Consider the following 20,563-nt stretch of genomic DNA (forward strand, 5'->3'; position numbering starts at 1 on the left):
CCTCCCAGTACCACAGGTCACGCTGTCGCCAACCCGGGGGAGGCACGCCGATGACCACGATGATGCGAAGCGCGGTCTCGGTCGGCGGCCCTGCCAGCCTTGGCTTTCCCCGCGGAGCGGCCAGGACGGGCATCGGCGAGGATGCGGCGGTCCGGCTGGAGGTGCGGAACGTCTACAAGGTCTTCTCGGCCGATCCGAAGCCCGCCCTATCGATGCTGCGCCAGGGCGCCAGCAAGGCGGAGGTCCTGGAAAAGCTGAACGTCAATGTCGGTGTCCTCGACGCCAGCTTCCAGGTCCGCGCCGGCGAGATCTTCGTCATCATGGGGCTGTCGGGGTCCGGCAAATCCACGATGATCCGCCTGCTGAACCGGCTGATCGAGCCCAGCAGCGGCGAAATCCTGCTGGACGGCAAGGATCTGGTCAGCATGTCGAAGGCCGAGCTGATCCAGGCCCGCCGCCGCAACATGGGCATGGTCTTCCAGTCCTTCGCCCTGATGCCGCATCTGACCGCGCTGGACAACGCCGCCTTCGGCCTGGAAATTTCCGGCGCCTCCAAGGCGGAGCGTCACAAGGCGGCCCAGCAGGCGCTGGAGCAGGTCGGCCTGGGCACCTACGCCCACCGCTATCCGCGCGAAATGTCCGGCGGCATGCAGCAGCGCGTCGGCCTCGCCCGCGCGCTCGCCAACGATCCGACCATCCTGCTGATGGACGAGGCCTTCTCCGCGCTGGACCCGCTGATCCGCACCGAAATGCAGGACGAGCTTCTGCGCCTGCAACGCGAACAGCAGCGCACCATCGTCTTCATCTCCCACGACCTCGATGAGGCGATGCGCATCGGTGACCGCATCGCCATCATGGAGGGGGGGCGCATCGTGCAGGTTGGCACGCCCTACGAGATCCTCAGCCGGCCGGCCGACGATTACGTCCGCTCCTTCTTCCGCAACGTCGATGCCTCGAAGGTGCTGCGGGCCGGAGACGTCGCACGGTTCGAGGCGACCAACACGGTCATCCGCCTGCCCGGCGAACTGGCTCCCGCCTTGCAGCAGTTGCGCGAGAACGACCACAATTTCGGTTATGTCCGCACCCCGGAAGGCCACTTCGAAGGCATCGTCTCACGAGCGACGCTGGAGCGTGAGCTGAACGGTCCGCAGCCACGCTTCATCAATGCCTTCCTGCCCGGCGTCCGTACGGTCAACGCCGCAGCGCCGATCCATTCCCTGCTCGCCCTGGTCGCCGACAGCGAATGGCCGGTGCCGGTCGTCGACGACGACGACAACTTCCTCGGCGCCATCTCGCGCGCCCTCATGCTCCACACCTTGGTTCGGGGGGATTGACCGATGGACTTCGAAATCAGAATCGGCAAATGGGTCGAGGAACTGGTCACCTTCATGCTCGACCATTTCCAGCCGACCTTCGACGCGATCGCGACGGTGGTGAACGGCTTCGGCGCGGCCATCGACTTCGTGCTGGTCGGGGCGCCCGCCTGGCTGCTGATCGGGCTGATCGTCGCGACCTCCCTGTGGCGCGTCGGCACCGGCTTCGCCGTCTTCACGGTCGCCGCCCTGACGTTGATCGCCGGCATGGGGCTGTGGACGGAGACCGCCTCCACCCTTGGTCTTGTCCTGACCGCCACGCTGCTCAGCCTGCTGATCGGCGTGCCGCTGGGCGTCTGGATGGCACGCAACCGCGTGGTCGAGAGCATTGTCCGCACCACGCTGGACTTCATGCAGACCATGCCCGCCTTCGTCTATCTGATCCCGGCCGTGATGTTCTTCGGTCTGGGCCGGGTGCCAGGCATCCTCGCCACCGTGATCTTCGCCATGCCACCGGCCGTGCGTCTGACCTCGCTCGGCATCCAGCAGGTTCCGGCCGAGATCGTGGAGGCCGGCAAGGCCTTCGGCTGCCATGACCGCCAGCTTCTGTTCAAGGTGCAGTTGCCGAACGCCCTGCCCTCGATCATGGCCGGGGTGAACCAGACCATGATGATGGCACTGTCGATGATCGTCATCGCCTCGATGATCGGCGCCGGCGGCCTGGGCAATGTCGTGTTGCAGGGCATCCAGCGCCTGGACATCGCGCTCGGCTTCGAAAGCGGGCTCAGCGTCGTTCTGCTCGCGATCATCCTCGACCGCATCACCCAGAGCTTCGGCAAGACCGCCGCCGCTCCGCGCCCGGTACGCTTCGCGTTCCTGCGCCGGTTCCTGCCGGTGCCGGCACGGTGAGCCCGGGGGCTCTTCCGGAAGGGGGCTCCGCCGCCGCTCTTCCGGCGCGGCCCCTGCCTCCTCACGGGCTGCGGCCGCATGCCGATACACAGGCGCGCGGTCCGGGGCCGGGGTTGGAGCTGGGAGACATGCAGGTGGAGCGGCTGGCCGGCGTCGCCCTGGCCGACCGTCTGGAGGAGCTGGCCGCCCTGCGGCTGGTGGTGCTCGGCGAGTTTCCCTATCTCTATCGCGGGTCGGCCGCATACGAGGAACGGTATCTCTCCGATCTCGGCAGCCTGCCGGGCGGGCTCATCCTTGCCGCCTTCGACCGCAACCGCATGGTTGCGGCGGTCACCGGTGCGCCGCTCGACCAGGAAATCGACGCCTTGAGCGATCCCTTCACCCATGCTGGCCGCGACCCGAGCGCGATCTTCTATTTCGGTGAGGTGGTGGTCCTGCCCTCCCACCGCGGGCGGGGTGTCGGAACGGCCTTGCTCGAGATCGGCGAAACCCATATCCGCAACGATGGCCGTTTCGCATCCGCCGCCTTCGGCGAGATCGTGCGCTCCACCGACCATCCCCGCCGCCCGAAGACCTACCGGATGCCCGATGCCGCGTGGCGGCGGCTGGGCTATCGGCTGGAACCGGACATCGGCGGCACCCTGTCCTGGTGCGACTCCTGCGACCGGGAGGAAACCGCCAAACCCCTTCGCTTCTGGGTCAAGTCCTTCACCCCCAGCGCCGGAGCATGACGCATGCCGCATGACGGCCGTGTCTTCGACCTCCCCGCCGGGGAGAGCGCGGGCGACGAGTGTCCGCTGCTGATCCGCGAAATTCCCTACCGCGATCCCGTCGCCGCCTTCGCCCCCTGGTCTGGCCAGCCTTTCGCCACCCTTCTGCACAGCGCGGCGGAAGCCGGCGGCCGGGGCCGCTGGAGCATCGTCGCCGTCGATCCTTTCCGCACGGTCGAAGCACGCGGCGGCTTCGTCACCGTGGATGGCGAGGCGGTTGCCGGCGATCCGTTCACCGCGCTCGAACGAGAGCTGGACGCCCATCGCCTGCCCCTTCCCGCCGACCTGTCCATTCCCTTCGCCGGTGGCGCCGTCGGATTCCTCGGTTACGAATTGGGACAGGTGCTGGAACGGCTGCCCGCACGGCATGGCAACGACGGTGGCCTGCCCGACATGGCCTTCGGGCTTTATGACACGGTCATCGTTTTCGATGAACGGGAGCGGCGCGGCTGGCTCATCTCCAATGGATTTCCCGAACGCAGCCCGGTTCGGCGCCGGCTCCGCGCGGCCAACCGCCTTCAGTCCTTCGCCGATGCGCTGGCAGCGGCGCCCAGCGATTTGCCGCCGCTCAACCCCGCCACCGCGCCTTGGCGGCCCGAGATCGAGCGCGACGAGTATTGCCGCCGGGTGGAACGGGTTCTGGAGTACATCCGCGCGGGCGACATCTTCCAGGCCAATTTCACCGGGCGCTTCCTGGCCGACCGGCCGGCGGGGCTGTCGGTGCTCGACCTCTACCGCCGCCTGCTGGCGCGCAGCCCCGCCCCCTTCGCGGCCTGCCTGTCGCTGCCCGGCGGCACCGGTCTGGCCAGCGCCTCGCCGGAGCGCTTCATCCGGCTCGACGCCGACGGCCGCATGGAAACCCGTCCGATCAAGGGAACCCGCCCGCGCGGCGCCACGGCGGAAGAAGACGAGGCGCTCGCCCGCGAGCTTGAACACAGCGTCAAGGATCGGGCCGAGAACCTGATGATCACCGACCTGCTGCGCAACGACATCGGCCGCGTGGCGCGCATCGGCAGCGTCAAGGTGCCGGTCCTGTGCGGGGTTGAGCGCTTCGCCTCCGTCCATCATCTGGTGTCGGTGATCGAAGGGCGGCTGAAGCCGGGGCTGGGACCGGTCGATTTGCTGCGCGCCACCTTCCCCGGCGGCTCGATCACCGGCGCGCCCAAGATCCGCGCCATGGAGATCATCGACGAGCTGGAGTCCTCTCGGCGCGGCGCCTATTGCGGATCGGTGGCCTGGATCGGCTTCGACGGGGCGATGGACAGCAGCATCGTCATCCGCACCCTGACCGTCACGCCCGACGCGGTGATCGCCCAGGCCGGCGGCGGCATCGTCGCCGATTCCGATCCCGGCGGCGAGCATGACGAGATGATGGTGAAGATCCGCCCGCTGCTGCGCGCGCTGGATGGCGGCTGAGCCAGCAACGACCGGCGCGGGTGTTGGGAAAAAAGACAAAGGCCCCGACCGGTTCAACGGTCGGGGCCTTCCTGTTTTGGGCGATGGCGGGCAAGAGCCGCCGATGTCACTGGATATCGTTCGGCTGGACGACGACCCAGTTCCGGTCGGCGAGGACCGGCAGCTTCTGGTCCGCCTGCCCGGCGGCGGCAGCTTCCCACATCTGCTTGATCTGCTTCATGTACTTGTCCTTGCGGTTGACCCAGACCCGCAAGCCGCCATTCGCCGCGTCGGTGGAATGCAGCAGCATGTAGCCGTCGCTGGTGGGGGTGTCTCCCGCCACCAGGACCGGCTTCTTCCACTGGTCGATGTAGGTGAGAATCGCCGCATGCTTGCCGGCGAACCAAGTCAGCGGCGCCCACAGATAGGTGCCGAGTTCCAGGTCCATCGTCTTCGCCCAGTCATATTTCCCCTCGGCGATCAGCTTGCGCCCCGTGGTCACTTCGCCGGTGGAGCGGTTCCTCAGCAGCATGGTGACGCCGATGACGTTCTGCGGCTTGATATTGTAGCCGTATTTCGGATCCGACACGACCATCCGGACCAACTCCTCGCTGGCGGCGGTCACCACATAGACTTCGATCCCGTTGGCGGTGAGATGGTTCACCAGCTCCTGCTGGCCGGTGTAGAATTTCGGCGGGCTGACCTCGACTGTCTTGACCGCGTCGCCCTCATAATAGGTGGCGACGATCGGCTTGCCGTCGGCCAGCATCTCGTCGACGAACCCCTTCAGCTGTGCCAGGGTGAAGCCGGAAAAGATCTGCGCCACCCACGGATAGCACACCTGATCGTCGATCTCGCACAGCCGGTAATAATAGCTGTTGAGGCTTTCCTTGTGCCCGTTCACGTCCTTGAACGGAATGATCTTCAGGGACGGGTCCATGCTCTCGCGCGACAGCACGCCCTTGCGCTCCAGATAGGGCAGCAGGGATTCCTCAAGATCGTAGCGGTACAGCGTGTTGTCGGCATCGAACACCGCATAGGCGCCCTTGCCGGCATTGGCGGACACCAGCGCCTTGAGGCTCGCCGCCGCCTCCGCCGGCCAATGGGCGAGCGGTTGAGGGGAACCCGATTGGGCCATGGCGGCCATTGGCGCCATCGCGACCATGCCCGCAAGCAGCGCGGAGCGGAAAAGCGTCTTCATCTGCGCCCTCTCTTCCCTGTTCAAAGACACGATTCTTTGAGACCGGGACCACTCTGTTGGAGTGGTCCCAGCTGTTCTGGAGATTATCCCGAACTGTCCAAGATTTTTTCAGTTGAGGGGTATAGTTTATGGCAGATTCTTTACACGTGTCCACTGAATCTAATTTTTTGAATCCGTCGCGGATTGGCCTGAAGTCGTCGCCTATACAGAGGAATTCCTCGAAATTTCTGTAGCCGCTCAGTTCGGCGAGACCGAACGGATGGTAAGGGATAGGGCTTTGCCCCGGCGCGGCCAGTCCACCACGTCGCCCACCCGTCCACCGACCAGCGCCTCCCCCAACGGGGATTGCCAGCTGATGCGGCCGGCAGCCGGGTCGGCCTCCTCCCCGCCCACAAGCGTGAAGGTCCACCGGCGCCCGGTCTCATCCTCGGCGACGACGACGGAGCCGAAGCCGGCTTCCTCGGCCGGGCCGGCCGGGCGCACCACCACAGCGGCGGCCAGCCGGGCGCGCAGCAGGTCGGCGCGCCGCTTGGCGCTGCTCATCGCCTGCCGGTCCTCCGGCGCATCGGAACCGCGCAGCTGCGCCACCTCCGCGTCGGCGGCGGCAAGGTCCTCCTGCCAGGCGGCGACGGTGGCGGCGGACACATGCAGCGGCCCGTTGACCTGAGGCAACAGCCCCTCGGTCTCGGCATCGCTTTCCTTGACGAAGGCGCGGCTCATCCCGGTTCCCTCAGCCCAGGAGCGCCATGGCCGCGGCGGGGGCGCAGCTTGCAACCCAACCCTGACCGGGGGCACCCACCACATCGCAGAAATCCAGGTAGGGGCGGCCGAGCCGGGCAGCCACCTGCTTCACCACGGCACGCCCGACACCGGCCCCGACCACGGGCGCATCGCTTGGCAGCGGCGGCGCACCCGCGGACAGCACCCGCGAGGCGGCATCGTGGATGCGGCGCAGCTGACGTTCGACCAGATCGCCGGCCATCGCCTGCCAGACCGCCGGATCGTAATCGCCGGCATCATGGCCGACCATGCGCGCCAGACGGCGCAGGCTGGCCTCGACCGTCTTCTGCCCATTGTCGGCGGCGGGATGCTGGTCCGCCGCCTCGTCCAGCCGGCCCAGCACGCGGTAGAGGTCGGCGCTGGTGGCGAAATACTCGGCCATCATCGGCAGCCGCTCGCCAGCGACCAGGGCGGTGCGCTCCATCGCCATCACCGCCGTCCGTGTCAGCCCGGTATAGAGCAATTCCTCCACCGCCATCCGGTCATGATCGGTGACGCCGCGCGCCACCACCCTGCCGTCGCGCACCGGCACGATGTCGGTGGTGGTGCTGCCCATGTCGACCAGCAATGCCGCCGGCAGCCGCTTGGCGACCACGGCGGCGGTCGCCATCCAGTTTGCCGACGCCACGTCCATCACCTGTCCACGTGCCTCCTGCGGCGACAGCAGCCCACGCCGCCCGGCATAAACGCGCAGCCGCCCCGACGGGACGGCCGCGGCGATGCGGTCGATCAACGTGTGCACGCCCTGGGTGCGGTCGTCGAACAGGTCGACCAGTTCGCCCGTCATCGTCACCACATGGTCGGCGCCGGCCGGCAGGCGTTCCAGAACCGCGGTCAGCGCCGTATCCAGCTCGCCCAGCCCTTGCCAGAGCCGGCAGGGCACCTGCACGGCATCATGCAGCCGGCCACCCTCCGCCCAGGCGGCCTTCAGATGGGCGCCGCCGATGTCCCAGCCGATGACTGCCGTTCCATTGGGGGCCGTTCCACGGGTGTCAAACATGCGCATCCTCCCGGCCGGCATCGGCCGATCTGGTGTGGAACAGAACCAGGATGTCACCCGCCGGGTTCCAGCCCAGCACCCGCGACAGCCCGGAATAGCCGACGGACAGGCGCGGGTTCACCTCCACCACCAACGTGACATTCCCATCCGGATCATCGGGCCGGTCGATGAGGTCCACGGCGACATAGCCGCGCAGGCCCGGGATCGCGGCGGCAATCGCTCGCGCCAACGGCTCCCAAGCGGCGCGGCGGTGTTCCATTGCACCGACATCGACGCCGTGGAAGGAGAAGCTGCCGCTCCCGCGCTCCACCTTCTGGCGGTTGCAGCCGAGCAGTCTCACCCCGCCGGTGTCGTCGACCAGCATGGACAGGCTGCATGCTTCGCCTTCGATCAGCGGCTGAACGATCCAGCGGCCGGCGTGCGGCGGCGTCCAGCTGGCGATGTCGTCGACGATGAAGGTGTCGAGGCAACCGGCGCCGTCGTCCGGCTTCACCACATGGCGGACGGCGGGCGGCGGCGGGGCGCCGAAGGGGACGGTGGGAATCGTCGCGATGCCGTGGGCGGCCAGCCGGGCCGCCGTCGCCGTCTTCGACGACGCCAGAGCGATAGCGTCGGGAGCGCAGGCGACCACCGGCCGGCCGGTGTCGCGGAACAGGGCGGTCAGTTGCGCCAGCAGCCCGTCGCTTTCCGGCGCAATCGGCCAGACCATGTCGCACAGGGCGGCCGCGGCGCGCCAGCGCGCCTCATGCTTCTCGCCCGGCGCCACCGGGAACAGGGTGATCCGGTCTGCCGGGAAGGAGGGCGCGGCAAGGCGACTGTCCCAGCACAGCGTGACGTGCAGTCCATCCAGCGCGACCAGATCGCCGACCAGGGCCGCGACCATCGCGTTGGCCTCCGCCATCAGGTCGGTCGGAAGCGGCCCGTTGCACAGCGCGCCGCCGGTGACATACTCGCAGACCAGAATCCGATGAAGGCTGTTCTCCATGGACATCGTTCCCGTCATCGACCTGCTGGGCGGGCAGGTGGTTCATGCCAAGCGGGGGGAGCGCGACCGCTACCGCCCCATCGAAAGCGCGCTGACCGCCGGATCGGCCCCAAAGGATATCGTGGCCGCGCTGCTGGCGCTGCAACCCTTCCGCGCCTGCTATGTCGCCGATCTCGACGCGATCCGCGGCCATGGCGACCATCGGTCCACCGTCGCCGCTCTCCAGGCGCGCTGGCCGGAGGTCGCCTTCTGGGTCGATGCCGGGCTGGCGACGGCGGACGATTGCCAACGCTGGTTCGATGCCGGGCTCCGGCATCTGGTGATCGGCAGCGAAAGCCAGACCGACGGCAAGACGCTGGAGGCGGCACTGGCGCTGACCGGCGGGGACCGGGTGGCGCTGTCGTTGGATGTCCGGCGGGGCGAAGCGCTGGGACCGGCGGCGCTGCACGAGGACGCCGGCCGCTGGCCCTCTCGGGTGATCGCCATGACGCTGGACCGGGTCGGCTCGGGCGAGGGTCCTGACCTCGACCGCATCGCCACGCTGGCGGCCCGACGCCCGGGGGTTCGGGTGTGGGGGGCCGGCGGGGTGCGCGATGCGGCGGACCTGGAGGCGCTGGCGCGGCACGGAACCGATGCCGTGCTGGTCGCCAGCGCGCTCCACGACCGGCGCCTCGACGCCGGAACGCTGTCCCGCTTCGTCTCCGGTCAGCCGGTTTCCGATCAGGAGGCGGCGAAGGGGTGAACCGCGGCGGCCATGCCGTCCAGCATCTCCTTGGCGGTCGGGCTGCCGGCGATGGCGCGCTTCAGCGCCAGCTTGGTGGCCTCGTGGTTGTAGTCCTGGATCTTGCGGTCGTCCTCCGCCTGCCAATGGATGAAGACGCCGACCGAGATGAACAGGTCGTCGGCCTCGTCCGCCGGAATGGTGCCGTCCTCGACGCATTCGGCGACCGCCAGGGCGACGGCACGCTGGGCCGGGCCGAACATCTGCACGGCCTGCTTGGCGTTCTTGATCGTCACCTTGTTGAACATGACCGTGGAGGGCTTGACCATCAGGTTCGGCGCCAGCACGGCCAGCAGGCCGTTCACCCCTTCTTTCTGGTTGGTCAGGGTCTGGCAGAAGGCAGTCTCGGCGGCACTGCCGCGCGGACCGACGATGAGATCGATGTGAGCGACCTCGTTGCCGTCGCCCACCAGAGCTTCGCCGACCATAACCTTGTCGATCTTAGGCATTGCGCGTCCCTTGCGATGGTTGGTTCGATCAGATTCCGCCGGTTGTCGTCCGGCGGCCACGGCCCGGCCGGCAGCTCGCCGGCCAGCCGAAGCACGAACAGGCAGGCCACCGTCAGATCGGCGGACGTGCCCGGATTGAGGCCGCGGCGCTTCAGCGCGCGGTCGAAAGCGAGGAGCCGGCGCGAGGCGCCGGAATGGGTGCCGAACGTCGGACCGGTGGAAAGGCGCCGCTCCAGCCGGAACGCCTGCACCCGCACCCGCTCCGCCACCGCCGCACCATGCTTGCGGGCGATGTGGGTATCCGGGTGCAGGGCCATGAAGCCCAGGTGAATGGCGCTCGCCGCCTCAGCCGGACTGGCGCCGCGATGCAGGGCCGAGCGTCCGCGCGCAACGCCGAAGGTGAAGACATCGGCGAAGGCGGTGACGTACTGCCGGGCGATCAGGTCGCGGTCGGCTGCCGCAGCCATCGCGGCCCGCAGGTCGACACGGGGGGCATCGGCGACGTCATGCTGCCGGGCCTCCCCCAGCCCGGCGGGCAGCGCCACCCGGATGGCCGCGAAGGCGTCGGCGGCATCGGCGACGCTCAGCCCATCGAGCACCCGCGCCAGCCGAAGCCGCAACGGCTCGCCCTTATCGCGGCAAAGCGCCGCGGCGGCGAGCGGCGCCAGCAGCAGGACGATGCCGAGATTGGTGTTGCAGCCGGCGACTTCCCGTGTCGCCGCGACCGCGCGTAGGATCGTCTCCCCCACCCGGCGGCCCGGTGTGGCGAGGATCGGGGCGATGGCCGCAGCGCTGTCCAGGAACTGCGTCACGCTCATCCCATGGCCTTCGGCATGGATGTGGACGTTGCCGGGCTTCAGCGCCATCAGTTCCAGCCGGCAAGCGGTGAACACCGCCTCCTCCACCAAGGCCCGGCAATCGTAGAGCGGGGTCGGCAGCAGGGCGCTCATCCGGCCCTCCGCGCGTCCGCCGATACCGGCGAGGCCGATGCCAGACGGGCCAGGACCAGATCGGCCAGCGCCTGCGCCACGTCCACCGGCGTCACCGCCTGCAGGCCGCGCCATGCCGGCATGCTGTTGACCTCCAGCACCAGGAACCGGCCGTCGGGCGCACGGATCACGTCCACTCCGGCATAGTCGGCACCGACTGAGGCAGCCGCGGCCACCGCTAGATCGCCCAGCACGCCGCCCGGACTGGCCGGATGGCAGCGCGCGCCCTGCTTGACGTTGGTGATCCAGTGATCGCCCTGGCGGACCATGGCGGCCAGAGGACGCCCATCCACCACGAAGACCCGCCAGTCGAACCAGCCGCCATCGGCCGCACCGACATATTCCTGCAGGTGATAGACGCCGGCGATCTCCTCCGGGCCGGGCAAAGCCATGCCGGGATCGAGCCGGCGCAGCCCCTTGCCCTGCGACCCGAACAGCGGCTTCAGCACCGCGGACCGCCCCTCGGCATGGAGGGCGGCCAGGATGGCGGAGGCCTGGACCGGATCGGCGACACTCCAGGTGCGCGGGGTCGGCACCTTCGCGGCGGCCAGCCGGAAGGCGGTGGCGCTCTTGTCGACGCAGCGTTCGATGGACACGGGGGCGTTGACAACCGGTATCCCGCCATGGGCAAGCGCATGCAGCACGCCAAGCCGCAGCGTCACCTGCTCGAAACTGCCGGCGGAGATGGTGCGGACCAGACAGGCGTCGGGCAGCCCGCCATCGAAACCCGGAATCTCCGGCCCCTCCGGACCGAAGCCGCAGGCGCTGAGCGATACCGGGACAGCCTTGGCACCACGGCGGGCGAAGGCGGCGGTCAGCCGCCGGGTGTGCCAGTCGGCGCCGTCCACGAAGATGGCGATGCGGGTCCGCCCCATGCCCCGGCCTCCCCTACCCGGCGATGCCGAAGGAGCGGTCGAGCAGCGACGGGGCCAGCGCCCCGGCGCTGAAGCTCCGTCCGCTCTCGAAGGCGGTGACGATGACGCGGGCCGGGCTGAACAGCATCGGGTCGATCTTGAAGAAGTCGAAGCCGCTCGCCGCGAACAGATCGGCGAAGGGCCGGCCATAGTCGGCGGAGGCCGAGCTGGGCAGGCGTGCCGCCAGATCGGCCGCGTCGTCGTCCGGACCGTCGACCAGCAGATGGACGGTGCCGCCGAACAGGATAGCGTCGTTGGTCCGGCCCATCGCCTGGACGAAATCGCGTCCCGGCGGCGGCAAAGGCGCGCAGCCGACGCCGTCGCGCACCCGCTCCAACGGAAAATGCAAGGCGTGCAGCTTGTGCAGCCCGACCTCCAACACGCGGGCGACGATCTGGACGATGCCGGCCGGGCTGCGGGTCGGCGTCAGGATCAGGGTCACGCGCTCCGCCGGCACGCCGCAGTCGCGCGCCACCTTCTCCACCACCGATGCCGGCGGCCGCTTGTCCGTCTCCAGCACCAGCACGGCGCGATCAGCCATGTCGCGGTAGCCGAGTTCGGCGAACAACGGCTCCTTCACCGCCAGGGCGCGCCCCGGTCCCGATCCCAAGGCCGAGAATTTCTCGCCCGACAGGCTCCAGCCGGCATATTGGCTGCCGAGGCAGGCCAGGACCGGATCGGCGGCCGTCACCGTCACCTGCGCGGGCCAATGGGCGAAGGGAGAGTCCAAGCCGATGCGCACGCTGCCGGCGCCGCCCAGGCAAATCTCGGCGATGCGGCGCCCGGCCTCCAGGCTGCCGGGCCGGTCGATGCCGGCATCGATCACGGTGCAGCCGGCGGGGTGCTGCTCCACCCCGATCCGCAGCATGGCGGCGTCCGCCACCAGGGTATGGACCAGGGGTGCGGCAAGCCGGTTAACACTGAAGGGAAGGGACGACATCGGCGGTTCTCTCCACAATACAGGCCCGCCGCGTGCAGTCCGCGACGATGCGTTCGATCCGGCAGGACAGGCGGCGCCGCGCCTCCTCCTCATCGCCGCCCCAGGCGGTGACGCTGCACAGCGGCAGTCCGACCCTCACCGCGCTGCCGGCCCGAGGCAGGTCGGCGCACCAGGGGGGCCAGGGGAAATCCGCCGGCACCGTCAAAGCGGAGGCGGCATAGGCCACCGCCCCGGCAATGACGCCCGGACGCGCCTCCCCCAACGTCCAGTCGCGTCCGGCGGCGGCGTCGAGATGGGCGCGCATCACCCCGCCCTGCCGGTGGCGTTCGAGCAGGTCGAGCGTGGCCCCCGGACGCGGATTGACCTCCAGCACCGTCACCGACTTGCCGTCGACCAGCAGGTCCAGGCTGTTCAGCCCGACCAGCCCGAAGGCGGCGGCGATGCGACGCGCCGCTTCAGCAAGCCGGTCGGCCAATGAGGTCGGCACCGCCGCCGGAAGCACCGCCCCGCCATAGCGGAAGGGCGCGTCGGGCGCCGGATCGGCCCATTGCCGGCTGATCGCCACCGTTTCGCACCGGCCGGTGCGGTCGGCGATGAAGGCGACGGAGGTTGACCGTCCCGCCGCCCGCCGTTGCAGATAATGACCGTCCGGCAGCGGACCTCCGGCCCAGGGAGCGATGTGCCAGCCCCCGGCCGCACCAACCCGCTTGACCAGCCAGTCCCCGGGAACCTCATCGTCTGGCATCGCCACCCGCGTTTCCGGATGCTCGATGTCCAACTCTTCCAGGCCCAGCGTCGCCAGCCGCACGGCAAACCCCACCGGGTCCTTGACCGCCCGCACCACTTCCGGCCCGTTGCCGAGCAGCCGATAAGGAGCGGCCTGCATCAGGGCGGCCAGCAAATCGGGTGCCTGCTCGAATCCCGATCCGACGACCAGACCGCTGCCCGGCGGAGCCAGTGTCCGGGCGGCAGCGATCAGCGCCTCACGGTCGAAGCCGGTGACGGGATAGCCGGCCACGCAACGGGCGGGCAGCGGCAGGTCGGCGTCGCCGAACTGGTCCAGCGTCGCCACGGCGGCCCCGGTGCGCGCCACCGCCTGGGCGATTGCCCGGCCCGACAGGGCGGCCACCAGAATCACGCCGCTTTCCGGCATTGGGCGCGGGCCAGGACAAATGCATCGTCAAAGGCCAAATAGACCGGCTTCGCCGCCTCGCGCATCACCTTGAACAGGCCGTGCTGGGTCTTGAACTTCACGTTGCCGATGGCGAGCGCGCCGATGCCGACGGCGTCCGTCCCGTCGATGGCCACGCCATCGCTGAAGGCGTCCACTCCCTCCACGCCGGCCGGCGGCACGGCATTGACGTCGGCCACCACCCGCACCGATGGGGCAGCGGCGATCTGTGCACGGCTCAGCACCTGGACGCCGGCGCGAGCGACCGCCAGCACCACATCGGTTTCCGCCAGGATGGCGACCTTGTGGGCGTCGGTCGAGCCATCCACCGCGCCCAGCGTCACGCCGAACCGCTGACGGTAGGAGGCCGCCCGCTCGGTGACGGACGCCGCACCGTCATGGCCGACCAGTTGAACGGACGCACCGGCACGCGCGGCCAGCACAGCAGCGACACCGCCAACCGGTCCCTTGCCGCCAAACACCGCGACCCGCGATCCGGCCAACGCCAACCCAACCTTCTCAAGCTGAGCCTCGACCTTCGCGATCATCGCCGCGGCGGTGGTATAGGCGCCGGACGGATCGGCGAAGACCGAGATTTCGAACGGCGGGACCATGGCCCGGCGCGCCGCCTCCAGCATGTCAAGCGCCGTCAGGATATCGCGGCCGGCGATGAACAGACCGGTCCGCTTGGCGTCGCCCGGAGCGCGGGAAAAGATCATGTCCTGGACAAGACCCGCCACCTCGCCAGTCTCGACATTGGTGTAAGGCACGATGATACCATAGCCGGCATCGCATGCCATGTTGACGTCGAATGGACTGACTGCCTTTACCGGAGTAATGGCGTGCATGATATAGGGTTTTTCCATGAAACGAAGTCCTCGGTTCGCTTCATGTCACTGTCCTTTACCTTAGATGCTCACGCTGTCTTTTTTGCGACTGTTTCATATCCGGCAGCGACTGCGCTTCGATCAGAGAAAGTTTCCACGACCGCACCGTGATTCCGCCCCCGGCAGACGACGAAGCGCAGGTTGGGCCGCGTCCGCCAGCGCGCCTGCGCGCCCTCCGCCGCCCGCTCCGCCGATGCCGCATCGCCGAAGATGGCAAAGCCGGTCGGCCCCCAGGAACTCTGCCCAACCCCCGTGGCGCCGGCCGACGGTAGCCAGCGCAGAACCTCGGCCACGTCCGGGCTGCTGAAGCGCCCACCCTGGGCCGGGGCAAAATGATCGCCGACCACGCTCTGGAGTTCGGTCACGGCGGCGCCGAACCGCATCGCATCCCCTTCCGCCAGCGCCGGCAATCCGACCATCAGCGCCAGCCGACACAGATAGGCCGCCTTGTCCGCCGGGAAGGGCGGCAGATCGCGGAAGGCAACCGTCTCTGCCGTGCCGGACAGGCCCCGGTTCGCGTCATCGAACACCAGCAGCATGCGCCACGTCTCAGGCAGGGCCATGCGGCTGATCACCGGCGGCGGCTCGTCGAGCGCGCCCTTGCCGCCGTCCAGAATGACGCCGCCCTGCTCGAAGGCACCGACGCCGATGCCCGACCGCGCGCCGCGGTCGAGCAGGCTGGCGACCCGGCGCGGCGGCAGCGGCCGGCCGGTCATCGCCGACAGGGCAGCCCCGACGGCCAACGCCAACTGGGTGCCCGACCCAAGCCCGGAATGGGACGGGATGGTCCGGCCCAGCCTCAGGGAAAAGCGGTTTTCCAAGCCCAGCACACCGCACAGCCGGTCGAGATACCCCGTCGCCCGGCAGACCGGACCGACGGGGGCATCGTTTCCCGGCTCTCCCCGGATCAGCATCAGTTCCGTTCCCAGCCCGTCCAGCGTCAGGCCCAGGCTGCCGAAGCGCCGGCCCAGCCCGCCTTCCATATCGAGGAACCCAAGATGCAGCCGGGCGGGCACCTCCACCCGCACCGTGTCGACCGTCATGCGCTGTTCGCCGCAAATCATGGCCTACCTGTCGCAAAAGCCAAGGCGACCAGCCGCCTTTCGCACATAATAAAATTGACGGCGATAAAATCAATGAGAACAACAATAGAAAACAGATTATATTCCAAAAATCTTTAAACATCGAATCCAATTTATTCATTTCTGCAAAGAATATGAACTGACATTTCATGCCTATTATTATTTAAGACGACCCTCCTCACTCGACATCATGCGCGGGGTTTAGGATATGGACTATGGACTCGGCGGGAGCAACCTCCCACCGCCCATGAGCGATGTCGTTTGCCCATTCTGCGCAATGGCCTGCGACGACCTTGCAATCGCACGCGACGGCACAGGACAGCTCAGGGTGACCGCCAAAGGCTGCGCACGGGCACGCACCTTGTTCGCCCTTCCGGCCTTGCCGGCCCACTGCTTTATCAAAGGCCGCGCCGTTCCGCTCGACGAAGCGCTGGACGCCGCTGCGGCCTTGCTGCGCGATGCGGCCTCGCCAGCCATCGGGGGGCTCGCCGCCGACACCGAAGGAGTCTCCGCGGCCCTGGCGCTGGCGGAGCGGCTGGGTGCGGTGGTGGACCACGCCGCGTCCGACAGCCTGTTCCACGGCCTGCGCGCGCTCCAGGTGACTGGCGCCATGACCGCCACCTTCGGCGAAATTCGCAACCGTGCCGACCTGTTCGTCCTGTTCGGAACCGAGTTCGAGCGCCATGCCCCCCGCCTGTTCGACCGCATCGTTCGTCCGCCGACGGCCTTGTTCCGCAATGCCGGCGCGGTGCGCGGCTTCCTGATCGGTCCCGGCGATGGCCCGGCACCGGACGGGTTCGAACGCCTGACCGCCAACCTGACGCACGCCCCTGCCATCGCCGCCGCCGTGTCGCAGTTGCTGGCCGGCGAAACACCCCGCGGTGACCACGTCGGGGGCATCGCAATGGAGGACCTCGCCCGTGTCGCCGCGGCGTTGCGCGAGGCGCGCTTCGGCGTCGTCGGCTGGATCGCCGCCACGCTGGCCCCGACGGCCGGCGATGTCGCCATCGAGGCTTTCAATCGGCTGGTGGTGACCGCCAACGCCTCGACCCGCTGTGCCGGCTTGCCCCTGGGCGGCAAGGGCAATGCGCTCGGCGCCAACTACGTGTGCGCCTGGCAGTTTGGCGTGCCGCTGCGCTCCCGCCTGGGGGCCGGCCCACCGGAACACGATCCGCTGCGCTACCGGCTGAAAAGCCTGTTGGCCGGGGGCGAGGTCGATGCGCTGGTCTGGCTCTCGGCCTTGAACGGCGCAGAACTGCCAGACACCCGTACCCCGATGGTCGTGCTGGCCCGCCCCGGACAGCCGCTGCCCCGCGACCCGGAGGTGCTGATCCCGGTCGCCATCCCCGGCCTCGACCATTCCGGCAGCATCCACCGCGGCGACGGCGTTGCCGCCCTGCCTCTGCGCCGCTTGCGAACGACCGCCATGACGCTGCCGTCGGCCGCATCGGTGCTGAGCGCCCTGCTCGACCGCCTGCCCGCCTCCCCACTCCCCGTCCCGCTTCGGGAGACAGCGCATGTCTGACGCCTACACCCTGCTGCGCGGCGGTCGCGTCTGCGATCCAACCGCGAGCACCGACGGCGGCGGGTTGCGTGACCTGTACCTGAAGGACGGCCGCATCGCGGCGGCACCCCCGGAGGACGCCCGCATCGGTGAGGTGATCGACCTCGACGGCCGCATCGTCATGGCCGGCGCCATCGACATCCACAGCCACGTCGGCGGCGGCAAGGTGAACCTCGCCCGCCTGCTTCTTCCGGAGGAGCATCGCGAGCACGCCAGCGGCCCCGACGGGCTGCGCCGTTCCGGCAGCGGCCTGTTCACCCCGTCCAGCTTCGTCACCGGCTACCGCTATGCCGAGATGGGCTACACGGCCGCCTTCGAGCCGGCCATGCTGCCGTCCAACGCGCGTCACACCCATCTGGAGCTGGCCGACATCCCGATCATCGACAAGGGCTGCTACGCCGTCCTCGGCAACGACGATTTCCTGCTGGAGCGGCTGGCCGCCGGAGCGACGCAGTCGGAGGTCAACGACTATGTCGCCTGGATCCTGCACGCCACCCAGGCGGTCGGCGTCAAGGTGGTGAATCCCGGAGGCATCAGCGCCTTCAAGTTCAACCAGCGCCGCCTGGATCTGGACGAGGCGCATCCCCATTACGGCATCACGCCCCGCCGCATCCTGACCACGCTGGCGACCGCCCTGTCCGACCTGGGGGTGCCGCATCCACTGCACATCCACTGCAACAACCTGGGCATCCCCGGCAACGAAGCGGTGACGCGTGACACCATCGCCGCGCTGGACGGGCTGCCCGCTCACCTGACCCACCTGCAATTCCACAGCTATGGGACGGAGGGCGACCGCCGCTTCTCCTCGGCCGCCGCCGAAATCGCGGAGTCGGTGAACCGCAACCCGAACATCTCGGTCGATATCGGCCAGATCATCTTCGGCCAGACCATCACCGCATCGGCCGACATCATGTCGCAGTTCCGCAACAGCGGCCTCGCCAGCCCGCGCAAATGGGTGTGCACCGACATCGAATGCGACGGCGGCTGCGGGCTGGTGCCGTTCCGCTACCGTGACAAGGCCTTCGTCAACGCCCTGCAATGGGCCATCGGGCTGGAGCTGTTCCTGCTGATCGAGGATCCCTGGCGGGTCTATCTGACCACGGACCATCCGAACGGCGGCCCCTTCACCAGCTATCCGCACCTGATCCGCCTGCTGATGGACCGCAGCTTCCGCAACGAGCAGCTGGCGCGGATCAACCCCGATGTCGCGGCGCACAGCCGGCTCGGCTCCATCGAACGCGAATACACGCTCGACGAGATCGCCATCATGACCCGCGCCGGTCCCGCCCGCGTGCTGGGGCTGCGCGACCGCGGCCACCTGCGCCCCGGTGCCGTCGCCGATGTGGTGGTCTATGACGATCTGCCCGACCGCGAGGCGATGTTCGCCGCACCTGCCTGGGTGTTCAAGAACGGCCGTCAGGTGGCGCGCAATGGCCGGCTGACGGCAACGGGCTGGGGGGACACCATCGTCGTCCGGCCGGAATTCGACCCCGCCATCGAACGGCGGCTGCGGCCATGGTTCGAGGATCACCAGACCGTGCGGCTCGGCAACTTCCGCATCGCGGACGGCGAGATCCTCGATCATGGCCGCGGCGGCCTGTCCATCGTCCCGACCCTGACGGCGTCCGACCCATGCTTCTGAACGGCATCCACATCGAGAACAGCTATGCCGAGGCCTTCGACATGAAGGCGACCCGGCTGATCGTGACCGCCGACACGCCGGCCTGGGCGCGCCATGCCGGCATGGCAGCGACCGGCTTCGCCACATCGGTCATCGCCTGCGGCTGCGAGGCCGGGATCGAGCGGGAGTTGGCGCCGGAGGAAACCCCCGACGGGCGCCCCGGCGTCGCCCTGCTGTTCTTCGCCACCGGGCGCAGCGTGCTGGGAAAGCAGGTGGAGACCCGCGTCGGCCAGTGCATCCTGACCTGCCCCGGCACCGCCTGCTTCGCCGGCGTGCCGCGCGGAGCGAAGGAGGATCTGATCCCGCTGGGCCGAAAGCTTCGCTATTTCGGCGACGGCCAGCAGATGTCGAAGCTGCTGGGCGACCGGCGCTACTGGCGCATCCCGGTGATGGACGGCGAGTTCCTGTGCGAGGAATCGAACTGGAGCGTCCCGGCGGTCGGCGGCGGCAATCTGCTGATCCTCGCCGATGCGCGGATGGCGGCGCTGGAGGCGGCGGAAGCGGCGGCGGACGCCATGCGCGCTGTGCCCAATGTTGTGCTGCCCTTCCCCGGCGGGGTCGTCCGTTCCGGCTCCAAGGTCGGGGCGAAGTACAAGGGCATGCCGGCCTCCACCAACGATGCCTATTGCCCGACCCTGCGCGGCCTGCCCCGCTCCCGCCTGCCGGCCGAGGTCGAATCGGTGCTGGAGATCGTCATCGACGGGCTGACCGCCGCCGACGTCGCGGCGGCCACCACGGCCGGGCTGAAATGCCTGATCGAACGCGGGCGCGGTTCCGGCATCTGGGGCGTCACCGCCGGCAATTACGGCGGCAAGCTGGGCCGCCACCATTTCCACCTTCACGAGCTGCTGCCATGAGCGTGCTGAGCTTCCGTCTGAAAGGCCCGCTGACCGGCCGCATCGACGCCTCCCCCCTGCTGCCGCACCGGCTGGCGGAATTGTCATTGCCGGAGATCGCCGCGTTGCCGCTACGGCTCGGCCGGGGCCATGTCGCGGTGGGCGACCTGTTCGACCTGTCGGGCAGCCCAGGCGATATTGTCGAACTGGAAGGTGACGGGCGGCTCGACTTCGTCGGGGCGGGGATGACCGGCGGGACCATCCGGGTTGCCGGACCGGTCGGCCACCGCGCCGGCACCGGCATGAGCGGCGGCTCCCTGCTGGTGGAGGGGTCGGCAGGGCTGGCGGCGGGTGCATCCATGCGCGGCGGCGAGCTGATCGTCCGGGGCGACGCCGGCAGCGAGCTGGGCGGTGCCCTCCCCGGCGAGCGGGCCGGCATGACCGGCGGGCGGATCCTGGTCCATGGCGCATGCGGCGACCGCGCCGGCGAGCGCATGCGCCGCGGGCTGATCGCCGTCGGCGGCGATGCCGGCGCCTACGGCGCCCTGCACATGACTGCCGGCAGCTTGGTGATCGGTGGCAGGCCGGGGGCTTTCACCGGCCATGGCATGCGCAACGGCACCATCCTGTTCCGCGGCGAGATCGATCCGCTGCCGGGCTTTGCCGATTGCGGCCTCAACCAGCTGCCCTTCCTGTCGCTTTTGGACAATCACCTGTCGGGGCTTAACGAAGCGCCACCCGCCTGCCGGGGACTGACCGGGCGGGCGCGGCGCTGGCTGGGCGACCGCGGATTCGGCGGACGCGGCGAGCTGCTGGCCTGCCTGTGAAGGCTTGCTGCCAGAGGGGCAGCGGACAGCGGCCCTTCACGCCAAGAGGGGCTACCTCATAGAGAGAGCGTGGTTGCTACACCGGATGG

The 20,563-nt window shown here is 69.0% G+C and carries 20 protein-coding genes; 9 read left to right on the top strand and 11 right to left on the bottom strand.

What is annotated here, in order from left to right:
- Window positions 1-50 precede the first annotated feature (50 nt).
- The 4 genes from proV to pabB all read left to right on the top strand — a co-directional run bounded on the left by proV (window position 51) and on the right by pabB (window position 4,408).
- Window positions 51-1,334, top strand: a complete 1,284-nt coding sequence (gene proV, locus ABNQ38_RS10695) for a glycine betaine/L-proline ABC transporter ATP-binding protein ProV (RefSeq protein WP_377806812.1) — start codon at window positions 51-53, stop codon at window positions 1,332-1,334.
- A 3-nt stretch (window positions 1,335-1,337) separates the two neighbouring features.
- The gene (locus ABNQ38_RS10700) at window positions 1,338-2,222 is read left to right on the top strand and encodes an ABC transporter permease (protein WP_377806813.1); all 885 of its coding nucleotides are present in this window, start codon (window positions 1,338-1,340) and stop codon (window positions 2,220-2,222) included.
- Window positions 2,223-2,350: 128 nt separating this feature from the next.
- A complete protein-coding gene (locus ABNQ38_RS10705) occupies window positions 2,351-2,953 on the top strand; it encodes a GNAT family N-acetyltransferase (protein ID WP_377806814.1) in 603 nt (200 codons plus the stop codon).
- A 3-nt stretch (window positions 2,954-2,956) separates the two neighbouring features.
- Window positions 2,957-4,408 carry an aminodeoxychorismate synthase component I gene (gene pabB / locus ABNQ38_RS10710; RefSeq protein ID WP_377806815.1) on the top strand — a complete coding sequence of 484 codons (1,452 nt, stop codon included), beginning with the start codon at window positions 2,957-2,959 and terminating at the stop codon, window positions 4,406-4,408.
- 106 nt (window positions 4,409-4,514) lie between these two features.
- Here pabB and ABNQ38_RS10715 read toward each other — a convergent pair whose 3' ends face one another.
- The 4 genes from ABNQ38_RS10715 to ABNQ38_RS10730 all read right to left on the bottom strand — a co-directional run bounded on the left by ABNQ38_RS10715 (window position 4,515) and on the right by ABNQ38_RS10730 (window position 8,353).
- Window positions 4,515-5,588, bottom strand: coding sequence for a haloacid dehalogenase-like hydrolase (locus ABNQ38_RS10715; RefSeq protein WP_377806816.1), 1,074 nt, complete (start codon window positions 5,586-5,588; stop codon window positions 4,515-4,517).
- 237 nt (window positions 5,589-5,825) lie between these two features.
- A complete protein-coding gene (locus ABNQ38_RS10720) occupies window positions 5,826-6,308 on the bottom strand; it encodes a GreA/GreB family elongation factor (RefSeq protein ID WP_377806817.1) in 483 nt (160 codons plus the stop codon).
- 10 nt (window positions 6,309-6,318) lie between these two features.
- Complete coding sequence (locus tag ABNQ38_RS10725) at window positions 6,319-7,368, bottom strand: hydantoinase/oxoprolinase family protein (protein ID WP_377806818.1); 1,050 nt, start codon at window positions 7,366-7,368, stop codon at window positions 6,319-6,321.
- A complete protein-coding gene (locus tag ABNQ38_RS10730; RefSeq protein WP_377806819.1) occupies window positions 7,361-8,353 on the bottom strand; it encodes an ATP-grasp domain-containing protein in 993 nt (330 codons plus the stop codon). The genes ABNQ38_RS10725 and ABNQ38_RS10730 overlap by 8 nt, the downstream gene beginning before the upstream one ends.
- Between ABNQ38_RS10730 and ABNQ38_RS10735 the strand changes: the two genes are divergently transcribed.
- Window positions 8,352-9,095 (top strand): HisA/HisF-related TIM barrel protein, encoded by a 744-nt coding sequence (locus ABNQ38_RS10735; protein ID WP_377806820.1) that lies wholly within the window; start codon window positions 8,352-8,354, stop codon window positions 9,093-9,095. The two genes, ABNQ38_RS10730 and ABNQ38_RS10735, sit on opposite strands and share 2 nt — an antisense overlap.
- On the opposite strand, the gene fae is transcribed toward ABNQ38_RS10735, so the two are convergent.
- Genes fae through ABNQ38_RS10770 form a run of 7 tightly spaced genes read right to left on the bottom strand, consistent with a single transcriptional unit; the run spans window position 9,074 to window position 15,527 of the window.
- Window positions 9,074-9,562 (bottom strand): formaldehyde-activating enzyme, encoded by a 489-nt coding sequence (gene fae / locus ABNQ38_RS10740; protein WP_244592669.1) that lies wholly within the window; start codon window positions 9,560-9,562, stop codon window positions 9,074-9,076. The genes ABNQ38_RS10735 and fae overlap by 22 nt on opposite strands.
- Window positions 9,457-10,533 carry a triphosphoribosyl-dephospho-CoA synthase gene (locus ABNQ38_RS10745; protein WP_377806821.1) on the bottom strand — a complete coding sequence of 359 codons (1,077 nt, stop codon included), beginning with the start codon at window positions 10,531-10,533 and terminating at the stop codon, window positions 9,457-9,459. The genes fae and ABNQ38_RS10745 overlap by 106 nt, the downstream gene beginning before the upstream one ends.
- A complete protein-coding gene (locus ABNQ38_RS10750; protein WP_377806822.1) occupies window positions 10,530-11,447 on the bottom strand; it encodes a RimK family alpha-L-glutamate ligase in 918 nt (305 codons plus the stop codon). The genes ABNQ38_RS10745 and ABNQ38_RS10750 overlap by 4 nt, the downstream gene beginning before the upstream one ends.
- Before the next feature lie 13 nt (window positions 11,448-11,460).
- The gene (gene mch / locus ABNQ38_RS10755) at window positions 11,461-12,426 is read right to left on the bottom strand and encodes a methenyltetrahydromethanopterin cyclohydrolase (RefSeq protein WP_377806823.1); all 966 of its coding nucleotides are present in this window, start codon (window positions 12,424-12,426) and stop codon (window positions 11,461-11,463) included.
- A complete protein-coding gene (locus ABNQ38_RS10760; protein ID WP_377806825.1) occupies window positions 12,401-13,564 on the bottom strand; it encodes an ATP-grasp domain-containing protein in 1,164 nt (387 codons plus the stop codon). Before ABNQ38_RS10760 ends, mch begins: the two co-directional genes overlap by 26 nt.
- Complete coding sequence (locus ABNQ38_RS10765; protein WP_377806826.1) at window positions 13,561-14,463, bottom strand: NAD(P)-dependent methylenetetrahydromethanopterin dehydrogenase; 903 nt, start codon at window positions 14,461-14,463, stop codon at window positions 13,561-13,563. Before ABNQ38_RS10765 ends, ABNQ38_RS10760 begins: the two co-directional genes overlap by 4 nt.
- A 50-nt stretch (window positions 14,464-14,513) precedes the next feature.
- A complete protein-coding gene (locus tag ABNQ38_RS10770) occupies window positions 14,514-15,527 on the bottom strand; it encodes a beta-ribofuranosylaminobenzene 5'-phosphate synthase family protein (protein ID WP_377806827.1) in 1,014 nt (337 codons plus the stop codon).
- A 367-nt stretch (window positions 15,528-15,894) separates the two neighbouring features.
- Here ABNQ38_RS10770 and ABNQ38_RS10775 point away from each other — a divergent pair, with 367 nt between their 5' ends.
- From ABNQ38_RS10775 to ABNQ38_RS10790, 4 genes are read left to right on the top strand one after another with little or no spacing between them, the layout of a single operon-like run.
- Complete coding sequence (locus ABNQ38_RS10775) at window positions 15,895-17,091, top strand: formylmethanofuran dehydrogenase (protein WP_377806828.1); 1,197 nt, start codon at window positions 15,895-15,897, stop codon at window positions 17,089-17,091.
- A complete protein-coding gene (locus tag ABNQ38_RS10780) occupies window positions 17,084-18,772 on the top strand; it encodes a formylmethanofuran dehydrogenase subunit A (protein WP_377806829.1) in 1,689 nt (562 codons plus the stop codon). Before ABNQ38_RS10775 ends, ABNQ38_RS10780 begins: the two co-directional genes overlap by 8 nt.
- Window positions 18,763-19,668: a formylmethanofuran--tetrahydromethanopterin N-formyltransferase gene (fhcD, locus tag ABNQ38_RS10785; protein WP_377806830.1), complete on the top strand. Its 906-nt coding sequence runs from the start codon at window positions 18,763-18,765 to the stop codon at window positions 19,666-19,668. Before ABNQ38_RS10780 ends, fhcD begins: the two co-directional genes overlap by 10 nt.
- A complete protein-coding gene (locus tag ABNQ38_RS10790; protein WP_377806831.1) occupies window positions 19,665-20,474 on the top strand; it encodes a formylmethanofuran dehydrogenase subunit C in 810 nt (269 codons plus the stop codon). Before fhcD ends, ABNQ38_RS10790 begins: the two co-directional genes overlap by 4 nt.
- Window positions 20,475-20,563: the final 89 nt, after the last annotated feature.

The organism is Azospirillum sp. A29, assembly GCF_042604625.1.
In the GTDB taxonomy this organism is placed as follows: Bacteria; Pseudomonadota; Alphaproteobacteria; order Azospirillales; family Azospirillaceae; genus Azospirillum; species Azospirillum palustre.